This is a genomic window from Streptomyces sp. NPDC102441, from assembly GCF_044765585.1.
Classification (GTDB): domain Bacteria; phylum Actinomycetota; class Actinomycetes; order Streptomycetales; family Streptomycetaceae; genus Streptomyces.
Window position 1 is genome coordinate 179,963 of sequence record NZ_JBIWKH010000017.1, and the last position, 19,798, is coordinate 199,760.

A 19,798-nucleotide genomic window follows, 5' to 3' on the forward strand; every position below is an offset into this window, starting at 1 on the left:
TATCGGCAGAGCGGCCGGACCTTCCCCCGTGGAAGGTCCGGCCGTCGTCGTTTGCCGTCGTCGTTGCCGGGGGCGGCGCCGTCAGGGCAGCTGCCGGAGGAACGCGAACACGAACAGCGCGCCGGCGGCGGAGCAGACGAGCACCGCAGGCAGCACCCAGCCGGGCCTGCGCTCCCCGCGCAGCGGCGCCGTGAGCCGCTCCTGCAGCCGGGCGACTCCGTACAGCGCGGCGACCAGGGCGACGGCGCAGGGGGTGGCGACAGCGAAGTGTGCGAGCCAGGCCCCCGCCAGGCTCGGGCCTCCCCAGGAGTTGTCGTAGGGGCCGTGGTCCACGAACCCGTAGAACAGCCCGCGGGCGACTGCCATCAGGAGCACGCCGGTCAGGACCAGGGAGAGCGCGCCCAGCAGCACGGTCGCCAGGGCGTGCCCGGCCACCCGCACCGCTCCCGGACGCCCCGCGTCCACCCGCAGCAGCGAGCACGCGGCCCCGCCGCGGCCGGTGGCGGCCGCGGCGAGCGCGGCCACCCCGCGGGGGAGCAGGGTGGCCGCGGCCCACGCGCCGGCCGCGATGCGGCGGGCCGCGTGTGACGGGGAGGGGGACGTTCGTCTGGTCGTCTTCATGGGCACGGAGGCTAGGAGCGGGCCGGACGGCACCGACAGATACCAGGGTGCTGTCTCCGGCCCCCTACTCCGGTATGACCCAGCCCTCCCCGCAGAGCCGCATCCCCTTCGGGGTCGAGCAGGCCAGGTGGCCGTTGGTACGCATGATCTCCTCGCCGTAGTTGTCCAGGTAGGCGAGGAAGCCGGCCACCATGGAGTTCGCGGGCGGCGATCCGTAGGTGTACGCGTACTCGATCTCCTGGTACGGGTAGTCGCTGGTCCCGATCGTGTCGACGGACGGGGTGGTGCCGGCGATGCTGATCCGGTGCGCGCCCTCGGGTACCTCGCCGTTCCGCAGTTCGGTGTAGCCGATCGCGCCTCCCAGCGCGGCGACCTTGGCCAGGACCTCCTCCGTGCCGTTGAGTTCGCAGCGCAGGACCGGGGCGTCGGCGTAGTCCTTGGTGGCGCAGTCACGCGAGGACGTGGCGAGTTCGTTGGTGTGCAGGACACGGCGCTGGAACACCTCGCGGGTACCGGAGTTGGCGTCACGGCTGGCGAGCCGGATCTCCAGGTCGGTGCCGCCCTCGATCTCGTTCCAGTTGCGGATGTCGCCGCGGTAGATCCGTCCGATCTGGTCGAGCGAGAGGTCGGTCACCGGCACCGTGTCGTTGACGACGAGGGAGAACAGCGAGATCGCGACCCGCTTCTCGCGCAGCTTGGTGAGGGACGCGGGCCTGGGGCCGTCGGACAGGGCGATCATGGAGGGGGAACCGGACGCTCCGGCCTTGGCGCCCGCGCTGTCGAGCTTCTGGACCCCGACGTTGCTGCCATGGATGTCCAGGTCGATCTCGGCGCCTTCGCACTCTTCCTCGTACTTCTTCTCCAGCTCCTCCAGGACCGGCTCGAACGCGGTGGAGCCGGTGACCGTGAGGGTGCCCTTGGCGCAGTCCATCGGGGGCGGGGAGTCGTCCCGTACGACGATGATGCCCGCGAGCGTGACCACGCAGGCGGTGAGGGCCACGGTGATGCTCCTGGCCGCCGGGCCGAACAACGGGGGCTTCTCGTCGGGGCGGGCGGCCTTGTTGCGCGCCACGGCACCGTCCCGGATGCCCCCGGTGATCTTGATCGGGCCGCCCACGTGCGAACCGGTGAGCAGGACCAGGAGCTTGAAGTGCTCGTTTCGGTTGAGCGGGACGCGCGGCAGCCGGATGACGGAGCCCTCGTGCCGCAGTCCGGCCGCCGGGGTGAAGTGGTCCATCAGGTGGTCGGCGTCCGGTGAGTGGGTCACCGCGATCCCGCGGACGGTACGCCCGGTGAACTCCGCGGTCAGCCCGTTGAGTTCACCGCGGCCGGTGTAGTCCTCGTCGCCGATCGACTGCGAGCCGTCGTTCTCGATGCGCAGCAGGACGAGGGTGGCGTCGGCCATGTCCGGGGTCTCGTTGAAGAGCCCGAGCCGCACATTGGCCCGGCCCTGGCTCACCTCGCTGCCTATGGGGGTGTCCATCTGCACGCGGTAGCCGATGCGCTTGCGGCGCGGGACGCGGCGTTCGTACCAGAGCACGCCTGCCGAGGTCAGGACGCCCAGGCCGGCGGTGAGGACGGCGATGACGTTCTCGGGGGTGAACCACTCCATGGTCCTCGCGCTCCCTCGGGGGTGCGGTGTGCGGGATGGCGTCACCGTACGGCCGGGGACCGTGGGGGTAGGAGAGCCTCCGGTTTCCTTCCGGCGAAGTTCTCCTTGCGTTCAACAAGGCTGTTTGTGGCCGGAGTTGGGAGGCATGGCGCGAGGGGTGAGTTTTGGTCTAGACCTTGACAGGTCCAGACCATCGACGCTTGAGTGGCGGTAACCCCCCATGGCGGCGCCCGCTCGGCGCGGGCGCCGCGCCGAAGGAGTGATCACGTGGCTAAACGTGTCATGAGCCTGATCGCCGCACTGGGCGCGGTCATCGCGATGTTCGTCTTCATCCCCGCCTCCACGGCATCGGCCGCCGCCTGTGCTCCGGCCTGGAGCTCCTCCTCCGTCTACACGGGTGGCGGATCGGCCTCGTACGGGGGGCACAACTGGTCCGCGAAGTGGTGGACCCAGAACGAGCAGCCCGGCACGGCCGACGTCTGGGCCGACCAGGGCAGCTGTGGTTCCGGCGGCGGTACGGACCCGGAGGAGCCGGCACCCTCGGGCTTCGTCGTGAGCGAGTCCCAGTTCAACCAGATGTTCCCGAGCCGGAATTCCTTCTACACCTACAGCGGCCTCACCGCGGCCCTGAGCGCCTATCCCGGCTTCGCCAACACCGGAAGCGACACGGTCAAGAAGCAGGAGGCGGCGGCGTTCCTCGCCAACGTCAGCCACGAGACCGGTGGCCTGGTGCACATCGTCGAGCAGAACACCGCGAACTACCCGCACTACTGCGACACCAGCCAGTCCTACGGCTGCCCGGCCGGCCAGGCCGCCTACTACGGCCGTGGTCCGATCCAGCTCAGCTGGAACTTCAACTACAAGGCCGCCGGTGACGCGCTCGGCATCGACCTGCTCGGCAACCCCTGGCAGGTGGAGCAGAACGCGGCCGTGGCCTGGAAGACCGGCCTCTGGTACTGGAACACCCAGACCGGCCCCGGCACCATGACGCCCCACAACGCCATCGTCAACGGCGCCGGCTTCGGCGAGACGATCCGCTCGATCAACGGCAGCATCGAGTGCAACGGCGGCAACCCCGCCCAGGTGCAGAGCCGCATCGACAAGTACCAGGCGTTCGTCCAGATCCTCGGCACCACACCCGGCTCGAACCTGAGCTGCTGAAACCGGCCCCACCCCGGGGAGAGGGGGCGTGTCGGGCAGCGGCCGGACACGCCCCCGATTCGCGTTCCGGGACCGGCGGTCGGCAGGATCACGGACCATGGACACCGACAGCGCAGGCACCCCTCCCACGACCACCGAGGCCCGCCTCGCCCTGATCGACAGCGCTCTCGCCCTGCCGTACCCGGTGGGGGAGGGGGACGAGGACAACGGCGTGCGCAGCAGCGGGCCCGGACATCACCTGCTGATCCTGCGGGCGAGCCAGGACTTCTGGGACGACCGGTCACCCGAGCTCGTCGAACCCGCCGAGCAGGAGATCGAGGCCGAGTTCAGCGTCCTGGCCACCGCGCTGAGCGAGCGGTGGGGCGAGCCGGAGACCGTCGAACTCTGGCCGTATCTGGAGGGGGACGAGGACGGCGTGCGCGCCGCCGTTCCTGAGCCGATGGGGCAGCTCTGCAATCTGGCGGGCAGCATGCAGGTCTGGCGCGTGCCCGGAGGTACGCGGTGGCTCGGTCTCTCCATCGGGCAGGCGGATCCGGAATTCCCCATCTGGCTGCTGGCCGCGATCGGGGAGACGGCGACGCTCCCGGGACGCTGATCCGTCCCGGGGCCCCGCGACGTTGATCCGTCCCGGGGTCCCGCGGCGCCGATCCGTCCCGGGGTCCCGCGGCGCCCGCCGCGGAGGTCAGAGCAGCGGCGTTTTCACGGACATCAGCAGGTGCTGGTGCGTGGCCGTCCCGGTGTCCTCCCCGCCGGTGATCATGGCGCGCTGCCCCGGCCCCATCAGCTTCATCCGGACCGCCGCGTCCTCGAAGGAGGACAGGGCGTCCAGCAGATACCCGGGGTTGAAGGCCACCGTCATCTCCGCGCCGACGGCCGAGGCCGTCGGCACCCGCTGCGAGGCCACGTCGTCCTCGAACCCCGCCTGCAGCAGCACCGAGCCCTCCGGCCCGGCGGTGAAGGTCATCTGCAGCGGGCTGCCGCCGTCCGCGACCACGGAGACCCGCTTGACGGCCTCCACCAGGCGGGCCCGGTCCATCGCCACGACCGTGGGGTCCGTCATCGCGAACAGCTTGTCGTGACGCGGCAGTCTGCCGTCCAGCAGGCGCACCGTCGTACGCGTGCCGGCGTGCTCGAATCCGACCGAGCCTCCGCCCAGGGCGACGTCGACCTGCCCGGACCTGCCGAGCGACCGGGCGATGTCGGCCAGCCGACGGGCCGACACCACGGCCTCGGCCGTCACACCTGGGGCCGCCGCCTCGAACGCCAGGGTGCGCACCGCGAAGCGGTACCGGTCCGTCGCGGCCAGCGTCATCGTGGAACCGTCGAGCGCGAGGCGTATGCCGGTGAGCGTCGGCAGGGTGTCGTCCCGCCCCGCGGCCACCGCCACCTGCGCGACCGCCGAGGCGAACTCCCCGGCGGCCAACGCCCCGCGGACCTCCGGCAGCGGCGGCAGCGCGGGGTAGTCGTCGAGGGGCAGGAGCGAGAGGCCGAAGCGGGAGCCGTCCCCCGTGACCGTGAGACGGGGGCCCTCCACCGCGCACTCCACGGGCCCCTCGGGCAGCACCTTGCAGATGTCGAGCAGCCGCCGCCCCATGACCAGCGCCTTCCCCGGCCGGGCGGTGTGTGCCTGCGTCTCGACACGCGCGGAGGCCTCGAAGTCCAGCCCGGACACCCGGAGACGGCCGTCTTCCGCGTCGAGGAGAAGACCCCCGAGGACGGGAACGGGGGAACGCGCGGGCAGGACCCGGGCCGCCCGGGCGACGGCGTCCGTCAGCGCGCCACGCTCCATACGGAATTCCACGACAGGGGCCTCTCGTCCGGCGTACGACTCGGTCGAGAACCACGCTAGGCGGCACCACTGACAGTCGCCGTGGACCGACGACAGCGACCACCCCCGTGAGCCGCTGCCGCCGTACCGTACGGACGTCCCCCGACGTCCTCAGGCCCCCGGATCCGGGACGTCCTGACGTCCCCCGACGTCCCCCGAACGTCCCGGAACACGCTGGGGACTTTAAGGGGGCGGGGCAGTGGGCGGGGAGATTCAGATCGCACTGTGTGGCCCCCGACGGGTATCAAACCGCACAGCCGGACCGGTACTCTGCACTCCGGTTTCGGGGAGGAGCGGAGGACACGTGCGTGCGCGGGAACGGGCCGACGACGTACTGCTGATGTACCGGCTGGCGCGGACCGGGGGGTCGCCGGAGCTGTTGCGCAGGCTGGCCCAGCGGGCGGAGGGCTGGGCCGGGATTCTGGACGGGGGCGGCACGGTGCTCCAGGCCGTGGCCGGAAACATCCGGTGGCCGGGGCACGAGGCGGCCGGGCTCGCCTCCCGGGCGGCGAAGGAGCTGACGGCCCGGGGCACCGGCTCGTACGCCCTCGACACCGGCGAGTGCGCCGCGCTGCTGCTCCCCCTCGACCGGACACCGGAGAGCGACGGCGCGGTCCTCGCCCTCGTCGCACCCAAGCCGCTGCCCGGCGGGCTGACCACACTCATGGCCGACGCGGTGATGCCGCTCGCCCTGTCCTGGGCATCGGAGAGCGTCGCACGCAAACGGAGACGGGTGGACCTCGCGGAGTCCCGGGGCCGCGAGGCCGTGCTGCATCTGCTGATGACGGGCCAGCTGTCCATCGCCCACCAGGTGGCGGGAGCCCTGCGGCCCAAACTCCCCGACCCCGTACGCGTCTGCGTCGTCGAGTGCTCCGGCGGGCAGCGGGACGAGGTGGCCCGGATCTGTACGGACGCCTCCGGCGGCCGGACCTGGATCGTGCGCTGTCCGGTCTACGCCCGGCATCTCATCCTGATCGTGCCGGCGGACGAGGAAGCGGAAGCGGCGGGGCCGGAGAGCGGCCGCACCCTCGGCCAGGCCGTCGCGGGGCTCGTGGACGACTGCGTCGTGGGCGTCAGCGAGGAAGTGGCGCTGCCCGACACGGCGACCGCCTACCGGCAGGCCTTCCACGCCCTCGCCGTCGCCCGTGGCCTCCCCGGGCGCCACGCGAGATTCGGCGCCGCCCCGGAGCTCGCGCTGGTCGTCGGCGCCGCCGGGGCGCGATGGGCCGATGCCCTGCTCGCCCCTCTCCTCGCCCATCTGCCACGCCGCTCGCAGGACCCGGGCAGCCAGGAGCTGTCGGCCACCGTCGCGTCCTGGCTGGCCTTCTCCTCCCACGCCACCCAGCACCTGAAGATCCACCGCAACACCCTGGCCGCCAGGCTGAAGTTCGTCGGTGAACTCCTCGGCCTGGACCTGAACCGTGTGCCGGACCAGGCGGCCCTCGACCTGGCCCTGCGGATCAGGGCCACCCCGGCCCTGCACCGATCCGTCGCCGAGGGCTCCACGGCACCGGAGGACCTCGGCACGGTCCTGCGTGCCCCGGGAGTCCAGGACTGGGCCGTCCAGCAGCTGCGGACCCTCGCGCAGGCCGGGCCGATGGCGGAGGAGACCCTGCGGACATGGCTGCGCTGCGAGGCCCAACTGAGCCCGGCCGCCGCCGGACTGGGCATCTCCGTACCCGGTGCGCGCAAGCGCCTCACCCGGCTGGAGGCGTTGCTGGGCCGGTCGCTGCTCCAGACGCCGAGCGCGCGGTACGACCTGTGGCTCGCGTTCCGGGCGGTGGACCTCACGGCGTGAGCCGGAGCGGCTCCGTACCGCTCAGCTCGTCTTCGTGTACGTCAGACTCTGCCCGGTCGAGGTGATCTCGCGGCGCAGGGTGCCGTCGGGCAGGAGTGTCAGGACAGTCGGGTCCCCCGGGGTGCACGACGTCAGAGGCCGGCCGTCGGTGACCCGGGAGGGGCCGATGCGGACGGGCCCGCCGGAGGAGGGCTCGCTCTGCAGGTCGGCCTGGAACACGCAGTGGTAGGAGCCGCCGGTGTCGAGCGGGCCCTCGGCGGTGAGCGACAGCACCGTGTCGCCCACTTCGCCCTGCTGGAGCACGAGTTGGCGGGTGGGCACGCCCGCGCCTCCTTCGATGCTCCCGGACCAGGTGCCCAGGAATCCGGCAGGGACGGCGCCTTCGGCCGTGTCGTCGGGGTTCGCGCCGTCGGGGCTGGTGCCGTCCGAGGCGGAGCCGCCGCCGGAAGGGGAGACGTCGCCGGTCGGGGACGCCGTGGAGTCGCCGCCCCCGCTCCCCATGAACGCGTATACCCCCCAGCCCGCCCCCACCGCGACGAGCAGCGCGAGGGCCACCAGCAGCAGTGTGGAGCCCGCACCTCGTTGGCGCTCGGGCGCGGGCGGGGTGAAGCCGGCCTGCGGTCCGTACGGGGGAGTGGGCCCGTACCCGTAGGCGGGGGCGGGCTGTCGCGGGTAGCCGTACGCGGGCGGAGCCGGCTGCGGCACCTGAACGGGCGGCCCGGCCGCGGTGGGGAGCCCCTGCCCGGCGCCGGGAGGCCCCGCAGGCGCGGGATGAGCGGGCCGGGCGGGCTCGGGGGGCCCGGGCGTGTGCGGCACCGAGGGAGGGCCCACCGGGGGGCCGCCCCGCGCGGGGCCGTCCTCCTCCGGGTCCTCGGAGTCCAGCAGCTCCACGGCGTGCCGCCCCAGCTGGGCGATCAGCGCACCCGGAAGCCACGGCTCCGTCATGTCCGTGTCGCCCAGCCGCTCCAGCACGCCGTCCGCGGAGGGCCGTGCGGCCGGATCCTTCGCCAGGCAGTCCTGGATCAGTTCGACCAGATCGACGGGTACGCCGGTGAGGTCGGGATCCTCCTGCGCGATCCGGAACATCAGCGCGTGGATCCCGCTGTCCGCCGCACCGAACGGCAGCCGGCCGGTGGCCGCGTACGCCAGCACGGAGCCGAGGCAGAACACATCGCAGGCGGGTGTCACCCGCTCGCCCCGCACCTGCTCGGGCGACATGAATCCGGGTGAGCCGATCATCGCGCCGGTTCGGGTGAGGCCGCCGTCGGCGACGGTCTCCAGGGCCCGGGCGATCCCGAAGTCGATGACCCGGGGCCCGTCGATCGTCATGAGGACGTTGGACGGTTTCAGGTCACGGTGGATCAGCCCGGCCCGGTGGATGTCCTGGAGAGCGCCCGCGAGCCCGGCGCCCAGGATGCGGACCGAGCGTTCGGGGAGCGGGCCGTACGCCCCGGAGTCGGCCACCGGAGCGCCCGGACGGCCCGCGACGATGCGGTGGAGCGAGGGGCCGGCGACGTAACCGGTGGCGACCCACGGGACCGCGTCGTCCACTCCGGCGTCGAGCACCGGCGCGGTCCAGGAACCGCCGACCCGCCGGGCGGCCTGCACCTCCGCCCGGAAGCGGTCGCGGAAATGCTGCAGTTCGGCGAGGTCCGGGCGGACCAGTTTGATGGCGACGGTGCGGCCCCGGTCCGAACGGGCCAGGAACACCTGGCCCATCCCGCCGGCGCCGAGGCGCCCCAGCAGCCGGTAGCTGCCGATGCGCTGCGGATCGCCGGAGCCCAGCTTCTCCATGGTGCGCTTCCTCCCCCGTACGGCCATGGCCGACCGTGGGTCGAGAATAGCGGCGCCGGTCCCCGGGACCGCCCTCGGTCCTCCGGGATTCCTGCCGCGGTGCGGCTGGACCCGGTGGGGACCCGACACCCTGCCGAGCCGGGCGGCCCAGGCCGTACACAGTGGCCATGGAGGACGCCGGATCCGGCGCATACGCTCGTTCGCATGAGCTCCGATGCCCCTCGCGCCCCGTACGCCGACCCCGCAGCGGGCGCGGCCGTGAAGGCCGCCGACCGCGCGCACGTGTTCCACTCCTGGTCCGCCCAGGGCCTGATCGACCCGCTCGCCGTCGCCGGCGCCGAGGGGGCGTACTTCTGGGACTACGACGGCAACCGCTATCTGGACTTCACCAGCGGTCTCGTCTTCACCAACATCGGCTACCAGCACCCCACCGTCGTCGCGGCGATCCAGGAGCAGGCGGGGAAGCTCGCCACGTTCGCCCCCGCGTTCGCCGTCGAGGCGCGTTCGGAGGCGGCACGTCTCATCGCGGAGCGCACCCCCGGGGACCTGGACAAGATCTTCTTCACCAACGGCGGCGCCGAAGCCGTCGAGAACGCCGTCCGCATGGCCCGGCTGCACACCGGACGCCACAAGGTGCTCTCCGCCTACCGCTCGTACCACGGCGCCACCGCCACGGCGATCAACCTCACCGGAGACCCGCGCCGCTGGGCGTCCGACACCGGATCGGCGGGCGTCGTCCGGTTCTGGGCGCCGTTCCTCTACCGGTCCCCGTTCTACGCGCAGACGGAGGCCGAGGAGTGCGCCCGCGCACTCCAGCACCTCGAGGACACGCTCGCCTACGAGGGCCCCGCGACCGTCGCCGCCGTCGTCCTGGAAACGATCCCCGGCACGGCGGGCATCATGACGCCGCCGCCCGGCTATCTCGCGGGCGTCCGCGAGATCTGCGACAGGTACGGGATCGTCTTCGTGCTGGACGAGGTGATGGCCGGCTTCGGACGCACCGGGAAGTGGTTCGCCGCCGACCACCACGGGGTGGCGCCGGACCTCATGACGTTCGCGAAGGGTGTCAACTCCGGTTACGTGCCGCTCGGCGGCGTCGCGATCAGCGCCGAGATCGCCGCCACGTTCGAGACCCGCCCGTACCCCGGCGGGCTCACCTACTCCGGCCACCCGCTGGCCTGCGCCGCCGCCGTCGCCACGATCAAGGTCATGGAGGAGGAGAAGACCGTCGGGAGCGCCGCGCACCTCGGCGAGCACGTGCTCGGCCCAGGCCTCCGCGAGCTCGCCGAGCGCCACCCGTCCGTCGGCGAGGTGCGGGGTCTCGGCGCGTTCTGGGCGCTGGAGCTGGTCCGTGACAGGGAGACCCGCGAGCCCCTGGTCCCGTACAACGCGACCGGCGAGGCCAACGCCCCGATGGCCGCGTTCGGCGCGGCCTGCAGGAAGAACGGCCTCTGGCCCTTCATCAACATGAACCGCACGCACGTCGTCCCCGCCTGCAACATCACCGAGGCCGAGGCGAAGGAGGGCCTGGCGGCCCTGGACGCCGCCCTCTCGGTCGCCGACGAACACACGGTGTAGACGGCACGGGACACGATGCCCTCCCCCCCGTGCCCGGAACCGGGCACGGGGCCGGTCTAAGGTGACCCAAGCCGAGAAAGAGGGGGCGTCATGGGTGCGAGCGGAGGTGTGACCCGCAGTACTCTGCGGCAGCAGATCGCCGACGCACTGCGTGACGAGGTGCTCGCGGGGCGTCTGCGGCCACGGGTGGAGTTCACCGTCAAGCAGATCGCTGAGCAGTACGGGGTGTCCGCGACGCCCGTCCGGGAAGCGCTCTTCGATCTCTCCGCGCAGGGGCTGCTCGAATCCGACCAGCACCGCGGCTTCCGCGTCCGTGAGTTCACCGTCGCCGACTACCGGTCGATGGTGGAGGCGCGCGCCCTGGTCATAGACGGGGTGTTCCGGCGGATCTTCGACGGTACCGGTTCGGCGCCCGCCTTGATCGGCGCTCACAGGGCCGCCCTCGTCTCCGTACGCCGCCGGGGCGAGGAGGCCGCACGGGCGGCGCGCAGCGGCGACCTCGACATCCTCATCGGCTACGACCTGCGGTTCTGGCGGGAACTCGGCGCCGTCATCAGCAACGCCTACATCAGCGACTTCCTGCAGCGGCTGCGGATGCAGGCCTGGGCCTTCGCCGTCCCGTATCTGCGCGGGGACGGTGACGTATGCGACTGGCTGTGGAACGGCCACCAGGAGCTGGTGGAGGCGATCGCAGCCGTCGACGGACCCGCCGTACGCGCGGTCCTGGACGCCTATTACACGCACGGGATGGACTGGGCGGACCGGCTGGCCTCCGACGACCCCCCGCACCCGGGCCACACCTGAGCGTGTGCGGTCCGAGGCGCGCGGCAGGCCCGCACCCTGTGCGCGGGGTCGCGGCCGCATTACGCTGTTCCGACCATCGCACGAACCCGTTGGAGAGCGAGACTTCGTGGCCTGTGACCTGTGGCTGGTCCCCCTCGTCGATGTGCTGTGCCACAGCCCCGACAACCCGTTCGCCGAAGAGATCGCCGTCTACGACAAGGCGCTGACCGAGGCGGGGCTGCCGCCCGTGCCCGTCTACGCCTATATGCCAGGGCTCACCGGGGACGTCGCCCCGGTCGCGGGCTTCGACTACGACGCCCTGCACTTCCTGCGCCGCGCCTACCTGCTCCAGCTGAGCGGCCTCGCCGTCTCGCCCGTCGACGAACTCGGCGGGGACTACGAGCAGTTGCTGGAGATGTTCGAGCAGAGCGCGCAGGAGTCGCACCTGGTCTGGCACTACGACCACGCCGGAGCGTATGTCCCGGTGGACTTCCCTCATCCGCTCTCCGACGACCAGCTCCTGGAGGGTGGCGGCCCGCTGGGCTCCGCCCACGGCCTGCTGCGTGAGCTGGAGTTCGTCGCCCCGTCCATCGGCATCGACCCGGCCAACCCGCCGGCCGCCCCCCTTCCACCCGCCGGCCCGACCACGCTGGAGGAGCCGGCGGCTCCGGTCCCGTACGACGACAACCCGTTCGCCCGGGAGCGGCACGTCTGGCTGGGCCTGCACGCGGCGGTCACCCGCAGCCTCGCGCAGGGCTCGATGATCATCTTCAGCTGACCGGCCGCGTCCCCCGGGGCGGCTCCGGTCTCAGCGGGGCGGCTCCGGCGGACGCTGGCGCGGCATGTTCGGCCGGACCGCCGCGGGCATGGTGAGCCGGCCGGGCGCGGACCCCGGCTCGGGGCGGCCGCCGGGTCCGCCGGTCACCAGCGACTGCATGCCCATGGGCGCGGGCCCGGCCCGGAACTCGACCATCCAGTCCGCGGTCTCCATGCGGACGAGCTCGGTGATGTCCTCGGAGAACCGGCGCAGCACCCCCAGGCACCGCTCCGCGGCCTCGCTGGCGGTGCCCTCCGTCGGCCCGAGCACCTCGCGGACGCACTCGGATGACCAGTCGAACTGGAGCACCTGCAGGCGCCGCTGCACGGCCTGTGCCGTCGCGAGATTCCTTATCCAGCCGGAGGTCAGCCCGAAGTACCGGTCGCACGCCATGCACGCGGCGCCCAGCAGCAGCGACAGATAGCCCCAGCCGGCCGATCCGTGCAGCTCCCCGGTCAGATCGAGCAGCGGGAGGGCCGCGCCCGAGACCACCCCTGCCGCTGTGCCGAGCCGGAGCAGCCTGGCCGTGCGCCGCTTGCGGACGCGGTCACGCAGATACCAGTCGGCTGTCTCCATGGCGCCGGCCTCGACCCACCGGTAGAGCTCGTCGAGCCGCTCGGCGGGTTCGCCCCAGTCGCCGAGGGGGAAGGCGCGGCCGGTCAGGTCCCGTGGGCTCGAACCGTAGCGTGAACCGGACCGTTCGGTTCCGGTGCCTGCACCGGATCCCGCGCCGGACTCCTTGCGGGGCGGCCCTTCGGGCTGCATCTCCGGCTGACTCACCGGGGCACTCCTCTGCACTCTGCGTTCGGCGCGTATCGACGCGGATCGGCACGGTTCTCGGTCACATAGGGGGCGGGCACCGGCATATGACCGGGGCTCCCTACGCGTAACTCTGCGTTACCTTCACTATGCGTATGGGTACGGATACGCATGCTCTTCCTACCGCCGAATGGTGGGCCGCGGGGTCGAAATCGCGGGATTCCCGGGCAGGCACGGCCTCTGGTCAGGTATAGGAGCACGGCAGGCACTTTTCAGAACTCACCCGAAAGAGTTGGTCCCCGGCGGGTGGGGCGCGGCGTCCGGCGAACACGTAGGCTCGGCATACCGAAACAATCCGTCGTCGAAGTGCCAGGAGTGACCGTGATTCCCGGTGGTGGCCAGCCCAACATGCAGCAGCTGCTCCAGCAGGCCCAGAAGATGCAGCAGGATCTTGCCGTGGCCCAGGAGGAGCTGGCCAGGACCGAGGTCGAGGGACAGGCGGGCGGTGGTCTCGTGAAGGCCACCGTGACCGGGTCCGGCGAGCTCCGCGCCCTGGTGATCGACCCGGGCGCGGTGGACCCGGAGGACACCGAGACGCTCGCCGATCTCGTGGTCGCCGCGGTCCAGGCGGCGAACGACAACGCCCAGCAGCTCCAGCAGCAGAAGCTGGGCCCGCTGGCCCAGGGCCTGGGCGGCATGCCCGGTCTCCCGTTCTGACCCTGTAGCCACCCAGGCTGCCCAGGCGTTCCGGACCGGTACGAGCAGGAAGAAGGAGAGGCGTTCCGTTGTACGAAGGCGTGGTTCAGGAGCTGATCGACGAGCTGGGCAGGCTGCCGGGCGTCGGTCCCAAGAGCGCGCAGCGGATCGCCTTCCACATCCTGCAGGCCGAGCCCACGGACGTACGCCGTCTCGCCCACTCCCTCCTCGAGGTCAAGGACAAGGTCCGCTTCTGCGAGATCTGCGGCAACGTCGCCCAGCAGGAGCAGTGCGGTATCTGCCGGGACGCGCGCCGTGACCGCTCGGTCATCTGCGTGGTCGAGGAGCCCAAGGACGTCGTCGCGATCGAACGGACCCGTGAGTTCCGGGGCCGCTACCACGTGCTCGGCGGCGCGATCAGCCCCATCGAGGGCGTCGGCCCCGACGACCTGCGCATCAGGGAGCTGCTGGCCCGGCTCGCGGACGGCTCCATCACCGAGCTGATCCTGGCGACCGACCCCAACCTGGAGGGTGAGGCCACCGCGACGTACCTCGCCCGGATGGTCAAGCCGATGGGCCTGCGGGTCACGCGGCTGGCCAGCGGACTGCCCGTGGGCGGCGACCTGGAGTACGCGGACGAGGTCACCCTCGGCCGCGCCTTCGAGGGGAGGCGGCTGCTCGATGTGTGACCCGGCATCCGACTGCGTCTTTACGTACGGCGGCGCTATGTTCTACCTACCGTTCGCGACCGTGCCCACGGGAGGTTCCTTCGATGTCTGAAGCCACGCTGAACTCCGTCACGCAGGATCCGGACGACTTCGCCGTCCAGATCGCGGACCAGATCAAGACGTTCGTCGTCGCGGTCACGGAGGTGTCCAAGGCCGAGGAGCCCGAGGAGGCCGTCCCGGTCCTGCTCCTCCAGGTCTCCCAGCTCCTGCTGGCCGGCGGGAGGCTCGGCGCGTACGAGGACATCCTCCCGGACGAGCGCTACGAGCCGGACCTGGGCGCCGAGCCGGACGCCGACGGGCTGCGTGAGCGCTTCGCGGAGCTCCTGGAGCCCATCGACGTCTACTCCGAGGTCTTCGACCCGTACGAGCCCCGCAAGGCGCCCGTACCCCACCGTATCTCCGACGACCTGGCCGATCTGGTCACGGACCTGAGTCACGGCCTCGCGCACTACGAGGCCGACCGCACGGCGGAGGCCATGTGGTGGTGGCAGTTCTCGTACTTCTCCAACTGGGGTTCCACCGCGTCTGCGGCCCTGCGCGCGCTCCAGTCGCTGATCGCCCACATCCGGCTGAACCAGCCGCTCGAGGAGCTCGACGGCCTGGACACGGACCAGGACCCGGGCGACGGGGATCTGGCCGAGGAGGCCGGGCGTGTGATGGTCGAGGAGATCGCGGCGCCGCTGGGTCTGCGACCGGTCCTCTAGCGGTCTTCTGCGCCTTCTGCGTCTGCGGCGCCTGTTGTGCCTGTTGTGTCCTGGGACACAAAGAGGCGTGCGGGGCGGGGAAGCGGGCAACAGCCCGGTACGAGCAGTTCGGAGCGACATGGCGTTCCGGGTGGTGAGCGGGACATCTCACCATTCGGTACCGATGGGTTGATTCCGGACTGCTCGTTAAACTGAGCCGACCGCACCATTATTGAGCGAGGAGCGCACGTGGGCCTTGTCGTGCAGAAGTACGGAGGCTCCTCCGTAGCCGATGCCGAAGGCATCAAGCGTGTTGCCAAGCGAATCGTCGACGCCAAGAAGAACGGCAACCAGGTGGTTGTCGTGGTGTCCGCGATGGGCGACACGACGGACGAGTTGATCGATCTCGCCGAGCAGGTATCTCCGATGCCGGCCGGGCGTGAGTTCGACATGCTGCTGACCGCCGGAGAGCGGATCTCCATGGCCCTGCTGGCGATGGCGATCAAGAACCTGGGCCACGAGGCCCAGTCGTTCACGGGCAGCCAGGCCGGTGTCATCACCGACTCGGTCCACAACAAAGCGCGCATCATCGATGTCACGCCCGGTCGCATCCGGACCTCGATCGACGAGGGCAACATCGCCATCGTCGCCGGGTTCCAGGGCGTGAGCCAGGAGGGCAAGAACATCACGACCCTCGGTCGCGGTGGCTCCGACACGACCGCTGTCGCGCTGGCCGCCGCGCTGGACGCCGAGGTCTGTGAGATCTATACCGATGTGGACGGTGTCTTCACCGCCGACCCCCGGGTCGTGAAGAAGGCCCAGAAGATCGACTGGATCTCCTTCGAGGACATGCTGGAGCTGGCGGCGTCCGGCTCCAAGGTGCTGCTGCACCGCTGCGTCGAGTACGCACGCCGTTACAACATTCCGATCCATGTCCGCTCGTCCTTCTCCGGACTGCGCGGCACCTGGGTCAGCAACGAGCCGCAAGGGGACCAGCAGGTGGAGCACGCCATCATCTCCGGAGTCGCCCACGACGTCTCCGAGGCCAAGGTCACGGTCGTCGGTGTTCCCGACAAGCCGGGCGAGGCCGCCGCGATCTTCCGCGCCATCGCGGACGCCGAGATCAACATGGACATGGTGGTGCAGAACGTCTCCGCCGCCTCGACGGGGCTGACGGACATCACGTTCACCCTGCCCAAGGCGGAGGGCCGCAAGGCCATCGACGCCCTGGAGCGCAGCCGCGTCGGCATTGGCTTCGAATCGCTGCGCTACGACGACCAGATCGCGAAGATCTCCCTCGTCGGCGCGGGTATGAAGACCAACCCGGGGGTCACCGCGGGCTTCTTCGAGGCGCTGTCGGACGTCGGCGTGAACATCGAGCTGATCTCGACCTCCGAGATCCGCATCTCGGTGGTCACCCGTGCCGACGACGTCAACGAGGCCGTGCGCGCCGTGCACACCGCCTTCGGACTGGACAGCGACTCCGACGAGGCAGTCGTCTACGGGGGCACCGGCCGATGACAGGACGCCGCCCTTCGCTCGCGGTCGTCGGCGCGACCGGGGCGATCGGCGGCGTCATGCTCCAGATCCTCTCTCAGCACGAGGACGTCTGGGGCGAGGTCAGACTGATCGCCTCTCCACGCGCGGCCGGCACCAAGCTGGTCGTTCGCGGTGAGGAGACCGAGGTCCTCGCACTCGCCGAGGACGTGTTCGACGGGGTGGACGTCGCCCTGTTCCTGGTTCCGGACGAGGTGTCCGCGCAGTGGGGGCCGGTTGCCGCGGCCCGGGGCGCCGTGGTCGTGGACGACTCGGCGGCCTTCCGGCTGGACGACGACGTGCCACTTGTCGTCCCCGAGATCAACCCCCATGCGGCGCGGCTGAGACCGCGCGGCATCGTCGCGTCCCCGAACTGCACGACGCTGTCGCTGATCGTCGCGATCGGTGCGCTGCACGCCGAGTTCGGGCTGCGGGAGCTGATCGTCTCGTCCTACCAGGCGGTGAGCGGCGCGGGCCGGGACGGTGTCGCAGCGCTCCGCGAGCAGCTCGCCCTGGTGGCGGGTACGGAGCTGGGCACACGCCCCGGAGACGTACGGCGGGCGCTGGGGGACGGGGACAAGAGCCCCTTCGCCGCCCCGGTGGCGCTGAACGTGGTGCCCTGGGCCGGGACCGACGCCGGGGACGGCTGGTCGTCCGAGGAGCTCGCGATCCGCGATGAGTGCCGGAAGGTCCTGGGCCTTCCGGACCTGAAGGTGACCGCCACCTGCGTGTACGTACCCGTCGTCGCGACGCACTCCATGTCCGTGCACGCCCGCTTCGAGAACGAGGTGTCCGTGGCGCGGGCGCACGAGGTCCTGGCGACCGCGCCCGGGGTGGTCCTCTTCGACAGCCCGGCGGCCGGTGACTTCCCGACGCCGTCCGATGTGGTGGGCACCGACCCGACCTGGGTGGGCCGGGTGCGGCAGTCGATGGACGATCCGCACGCCGTCGAGATGTTCATCTGCGGCGATAATCTCCGAAAAGGTGCGGCTCTCAATGTGGCCCAGATCGCCGAGTCGCTGGCCGGGGAATTTTCTCGTACCTGATCGAACCTGTTTTGTAGGATCTGTGTGCGTCCTGTGAGTAACTTGCTGGTCTGAACCTCTTGAGCTGGGGCGTTGTCATATCCGACGATGATCTCCCGGCCCTCCGCAACCGCTAGGCGGGCGGGACGCGTCTATGTCGTCACTTCTGCATGGCTGGATGCGTTTTCAGGGCATTTGGGGAAGAGCAGGTACGAATGAGGGCATGTCGCACAGCATCGAACGCGGTGCCGTACGCGTACAACCCTGACGGGGGGAAGCGTGTCCAACTGGCGTGGCAGAGGTTCTCGATATCACAGTGGTGGGCCCGTTGCGGGGCGCTTCGGCGCGTCCGCTCCGGCGGCCCCGCCCCGCGGCCGGCGGTATGCCGGTGATCGCGCCCATGCCCGCCGCGCGCTCCACCCGGCTGCCTTCGCAGCGCGAGGGCGCTGAGGAGACGGTGGCGGCAGGAACGACGGTCGACCATCTCACCGAGACCTATCGCGCCCACTACCGCTCGCTGCTGGGTCTCGCGGCGCTCCTGCTGGACGACACCGCGTCCTGCGAGGACGTGGTGCAGGAGGCGTTCATCCGGGTGCACTCGGCGCGGAACCGGGTGCGCGACCCGGAGAAGACACTGGCGTACCTGCGCCAGACCGTGGTCAACCTGTCCCGCTCCGCGCTGCGTCGGCGCATCCTCGGCCTGAAGCTCCTCTCCAAGCCGATGCCCGACATGGCGAGCGCGGAGGAGGGCGCGTACGACCAGCTGGAGCGGGACGCGCTGATCAAGGCGATGAAGGGCCTGCAGCGCCGCCAGCGCGAGGTGCTGGTGCTGCGCTACTTCTCGGACATGACGGAGGCCCAGGTCGCGGAGACGCTGGGGATATCGCTCGGTTCGGTGAAGGCGTACGGTTCCCGGGGCATCGCGGCTCTGCGCGTGGTGATGGAGGCGCAGGCATGAGCGGGCCCGAGCACAGGCACGACGATGACCGGACTGGAAACGGAATTGTGAACCACGGGCCGGAGGACATCCCGAACACCGATCCGGAGCGGGACGGTGAACGGAAGCAGGACACCGGCGCGGTCGACGGCGCGGAAGCCGCCTCAGGGCCCGCCGCCCCGGGAGCGGACCCGGAGGGCGGCGACTCCAGTGGCGGTGCCGCCGGTACCGGGGACGACGGCACGCTGACCGAACTCTTCGGCGGCGGCGGCGCTCGGGGCGGCGGTATCTCCGGGGGCGGCTCCGGCGGCTCCGACGGCTCTGCGGGTGCCGGCGGCTCCGACGGCGAGGGCATGGACGAGGTCGCGCTGCGCCGCATGCTGCGGGGCGCGGTCCAGGGGCTGGAGCCCTCCGACGGCACCCTCGACCATCTGCACCGCGCTGTACCCGCCCGGCGCGCCAGACGGCGGCAGGGCATCGTGGGCGCGGCGGCAGCGGCGCTGCTGATCGGTACGGCGGTTCCCGCCTTCGTCCACGTGGCGAATTCGGACGGCTCCGCCACGGCCAGCCCCGCCATCGCAGGCCATGGCGAGCAGGCGCAGGGGGGCAGCGGTGAGGACGGGGGCGCCGAGACCGACGGCGGAAGGACGGCGGGCCCCGAGGACCGCCGGAGCGAGGGCGCAGAGGGCGAGACGGGTAACTCCGCCGCTCCGTCGCGGGGCTCGGACCAGGGTGCCGAGAGCAACGGGACCGAAGGCCTGGACGACTCCCCGGGCGCCGGTGTGGCGGCCACCGCGGCATGCGATCCAGACCAGCTCGGCGTCGCCTCCGCCGACGCGGGGGCCGCTCGTGCGGATGGCACGGTGTACGGGTCCTTCAAGATCGCCAACGTCTCCGGTGACGCCTGCTCGGTGACCACCAACGGCACGGTCGCCTTCCAGGCGGCGGGCGCAGCCGATCCGCTGAAGATCACTGTGGTGCAGCACACCGCGGGCGACCCCGCGGCCGGGCTGCCCGACCCCTCGCTCGAGCGGGGGGCCGTGTTCCTGAAGCCGGCGATGGCCTACGAGGTGCGCTTCGCGTGGGTGCCGTCGGACACCTGCCCGACCACAGGCGGTTCGCCGAGCCCGACGCCCACGGACGGCGGCGGAAGCGGCGGCGAGGGTGCAGCGGGGAGCGGCGCGGGGACGACGGACGTGGCGGCGCAGTTCGGCAGTGCGGACGAGGGCCCGGCGGACGGCAGCATCGCTGTCACCCACACCCCGGAGGCGGGTGCGCCGACCGCGGAGACCACGATCGCCAACGCGTGCGCCGGCACGATCTACCGCACAGGCGTACTGGACGCCTCCTAGTGATCTGGTTGTGAGTTGCTCTGGCACCACGTGAGTCGTTTTCCGCACCAGTTCACGGGTTTGGGTGCCGCGAGCCGGCTGGCTGCGGTG

The 19,798-nt window shown here is 71.4% G+C and carries 18 protein-coding genes; 13 read left to right on the forward strand and 5 right to left on the reverse strand.

Annotated features, from left to right (window positions below; genetic code table 11):
- Positions 1 to 81 precede the first annotated feature (81 nt).
- Positions 82 to 621 carry a hypothetical protein gene (locus tag ACIREO_RS32515; RefSeq protein ID WP_404116701.1) on the reverse strand — a complete coding sequence of 180 codons (540 nt, stop codon included), beginning with the start codon at positions 619 to 621 and terminating at the stop codon, positions 82 to 84.
- A 64-nt stretch (positions 622 to 685) separates the two neighbouring features.
- Positions 686 to 2,233, reverse strand: a complete 1,548-nt coding sequence (locus ACIREO_RS32520; protein ID WP_404116703.1) for a substrate-binding domain-containing protein — start codon at positions 2,231 to 2,233, stop codon at positions 686 to 688.
- 267 nt (positions 2,234 to 2,500) lie between these two features.
- Here ACIREO_RS32520 and ACIREO_RS32525 point away from each other — a divergent pair, with 267 nt between their 5' ends.
- Both ACIREO_RS32525 and ACIREO_RS32530 read left to right on the forward strand, forming a co-directional pair.
- A complete protein-coding gene (locus ACIREO_RS32525) occupies positions 2,501 to 3,394 on the forward strand; it encodes a glycoside hydrolase family 19 protein (RefSeq protein WP_404116705.1) in 894 nt (297 codons plus the stop codon).
- Positions 3,395 to 3,491: 97 nt separating this feature from the next.
- Positions 3,492 to 3,989: a hypothetical protein gene (locus ACIREO_RS32530; RefSeq protein WP_404116707.1), complete on the forward strand. Its 498-nt coding sequence runs from the start codon at positions 3,492 to 3,494 to the stop codon at positions 3,987 to 3,989.
- Between the two features lie 87 nt (positions 3,990 to 4,076).
- Here the strand turns inward: ACIREO_RS32530 and dnaN are convergent, their stop codons facing one another.
- Entirely contained in the window at positions 4,077 to 5,195 is a 1,119-nt protein-coding gene (gene dnaN / locus ACIREO_RS32535) for a DNA polymerase III subunit beta (protein WP_404116709.1), read from the reverse strand.
- Between the two features lie 367 nt (positions 5,196 to 5,562).
- On the opposite strand from dnaN, the gene ACIREO_RS32540 reads away from it, so the two are divergent.
- On the forward strand, positions 5,563 to 7,020 hold the full coding sequence (locus ACIREO_RS32540) for a helix-turn-helix domain-containing protein (protein ID WP_404116748.1): 1,458 nt from the start codon (positions 5,563 to 5,565) through the stop codon (positions 7,018 to 7,020).
- Between the two features lie 21 nt (positions 7,021 to 7,041).
- Here ACIREO_RS32540 and ACIREO_RS32545 read toward each other — a convergent pair whose 3' ends face one another.
- A complete protein-coding gene (locus ACIREO_RS32545) occupies positions 7,042 to 8,814 on the reverse strand; it encodes a serine/threonine-protein kinase (protein ID WP_404116711.1) in 1,773 nt (590 codons plus the stop codon).
- Between the two features lie 204 nt (positions 8,815 to 9,018).
- Between ACIREO_RS32545 and ACIREO_RS32550 the strand changes: the two genes are divergently transcribed.
- The 3 genes from ACIREO_RS32550 (at position 9,019) to ACIREO_RS32560 (ending at position 11,953) form a co-directional block, all read left to right on the forward strand.
- Positions 9,019 to 10,392, forward strand: coding sequence for an aspartate aminotransferase family protein (locus ACIREO_RS32550; RefSeq protein WP_404116713.1), 1,374 nt, complete (start codon positions 9,019 to 9,021; stop codon positions 10,390 to 10,392).
- 90 nt (positions 10,393 to 10,482) lie between these two features.
- Positions 10,483 to 11,196, forward strand: coding sequence for a GntR family transcriptional regulator (locus ACIREO_RS32555; RefSeq protein WP_404116715.1), 714 nt, complete (start codon positions 10,483 to 10,485; stop codon positions 11,194 to 11,196).
- A 106-nt stretch (positions 11,197 to 11,302) separates the two neighbouring features.
- Positions 11,303 to 11,953 carry a hypothetical protein gene (locus ACIREO_RS32560; protein WP_404116717.1) on the forward strand — a complete coding sequence of 217 codons (651 nt, stop codon included), beginning with the start codon at positions 11,303 to 11,305 and terminating at the stop codon, positions 11,951 to 11,953.
- Positions 11,954 to 11,983: 30 nt separating this feature from the next.
- On the opposite strand, the gene ACIREO_RS32565 is transcribed toward ACIREO_RS32560, so the two are convergent.
- Positions 11,984 to 12,772: an SLATT domain-containing protein gene (locus tag ACIREO_RS32565; protein WP_404116719.1), complete on the reverse strand. Its 789-nt coding sequence runs from the start codon at positions 12,770 to 12,772 to the stop codon at positions 11,984 to 11,986.
- Between the two features lie 360 nt (positions 12,773 to 13,132).
- On the opposite strand from ACIREO_RS32565, the gene ACIREO_RS32570 reads away from it, so the two are divergent.
- The 7 genes from ACIREO_RS32570 to ACIREO_RS32600 all read left to right on the forward strand — a co-directional run bounded on the left by ACIREO_RS32570 (position 13,133) and on the right by ACIREO_RS32600 (position 19,708).
- A complete protein-coding gene (locus ACIREO_RS32570) occupies positions 13,133 to 13,468 on the forward strand; it encodes a YbaB/EbfC family nucleoid-associated protein (RefSeq protein ID WP_404116750.1) in 336 nt (111 codons plus the stop codon).
- 68 nt (positions 13,469 to 13,536) lie between these two features.
- The gene (gene recR, locus ACIREO_RS32575) at positions 13,537 to 14,136 is read left to right on the forward strand and encodes a recombination mediator RecR (RefSeq protein ID WP_404116721.1); all 600 of its coding nucleotides are present in this window, start codon (positions 13,537 to 13,539) and stop codon (positions 14,134 to 14,136) included.
- Positions 14,137 to 14,219: 83 nt separating this feature from the next.
- Positions 14,220 to 14,879 (forward strand): DUF5063 domain-containing protein, encoded by a 660-nt coding sequence (locus ACIREO_RS32580; protein WP_404116723.1) that lies wholly within the window; start codon positions 14,220 to 14,222, stop codon positions 14,877 to 14,879.
- 228 nt (positions 14,880 to 15,107) lie between these two features.
- Entirely contained in the window at positions 15,108 to 16,379 is a 1,272-nt protein-coding gene (locus tag ACIREO_RS32585; RefSeq protein ID WP_404116725.1) for an aspartate kinase, read from the forward strand.
- Positions 16,376 to 17,440, forward strand: coding sequence for an aspartate-semialdehyde dehydrogenase (locus ACIREO_RS32590; protein WP_404116727.1), 1,065 nt, complete (start codon positions 16,376 to 16,378; stop codon positions 17,438 to 17,440). The genes ACIREO_RS32585 and ACIREO_RS32590 overlap by 4 nt, the downstream gene beginning before the upstream one ends.
- A 361-nt stretch (positions 17,441 to 17,801) precedes the next feature.
- Positions 17,802 to 18,377 (forward strand): SigE family RNA polymerase sigma factor, encoded by a 576-nt coding sequence (locus tag ACIREO_RS32595; RefSeq protein WP_099173480.1) that lies wholly within the window; start codon positions 17,802 to 17,804, stop codon positions 18,375 to 18,377.
- Positions 18,374 to 19,708 (forward strand): hypothetical protein, encoded by a 1,335-nt coding sequence (locus ACIREO_RS32600; protein WP_404116729.1) that lies wholly within the window; start codon positions 18,374 to 18,376, stop codon positions 19,706 to 19,708. The genes ACIREO_RS32595 and ACIREO_RS32600 overlap by 4 nt, the downstream gene beginning before the upstream one ends.
- The last annotated feature ends 90 nt before the right edge of the window (positions 19,709 to 19,798 follow it).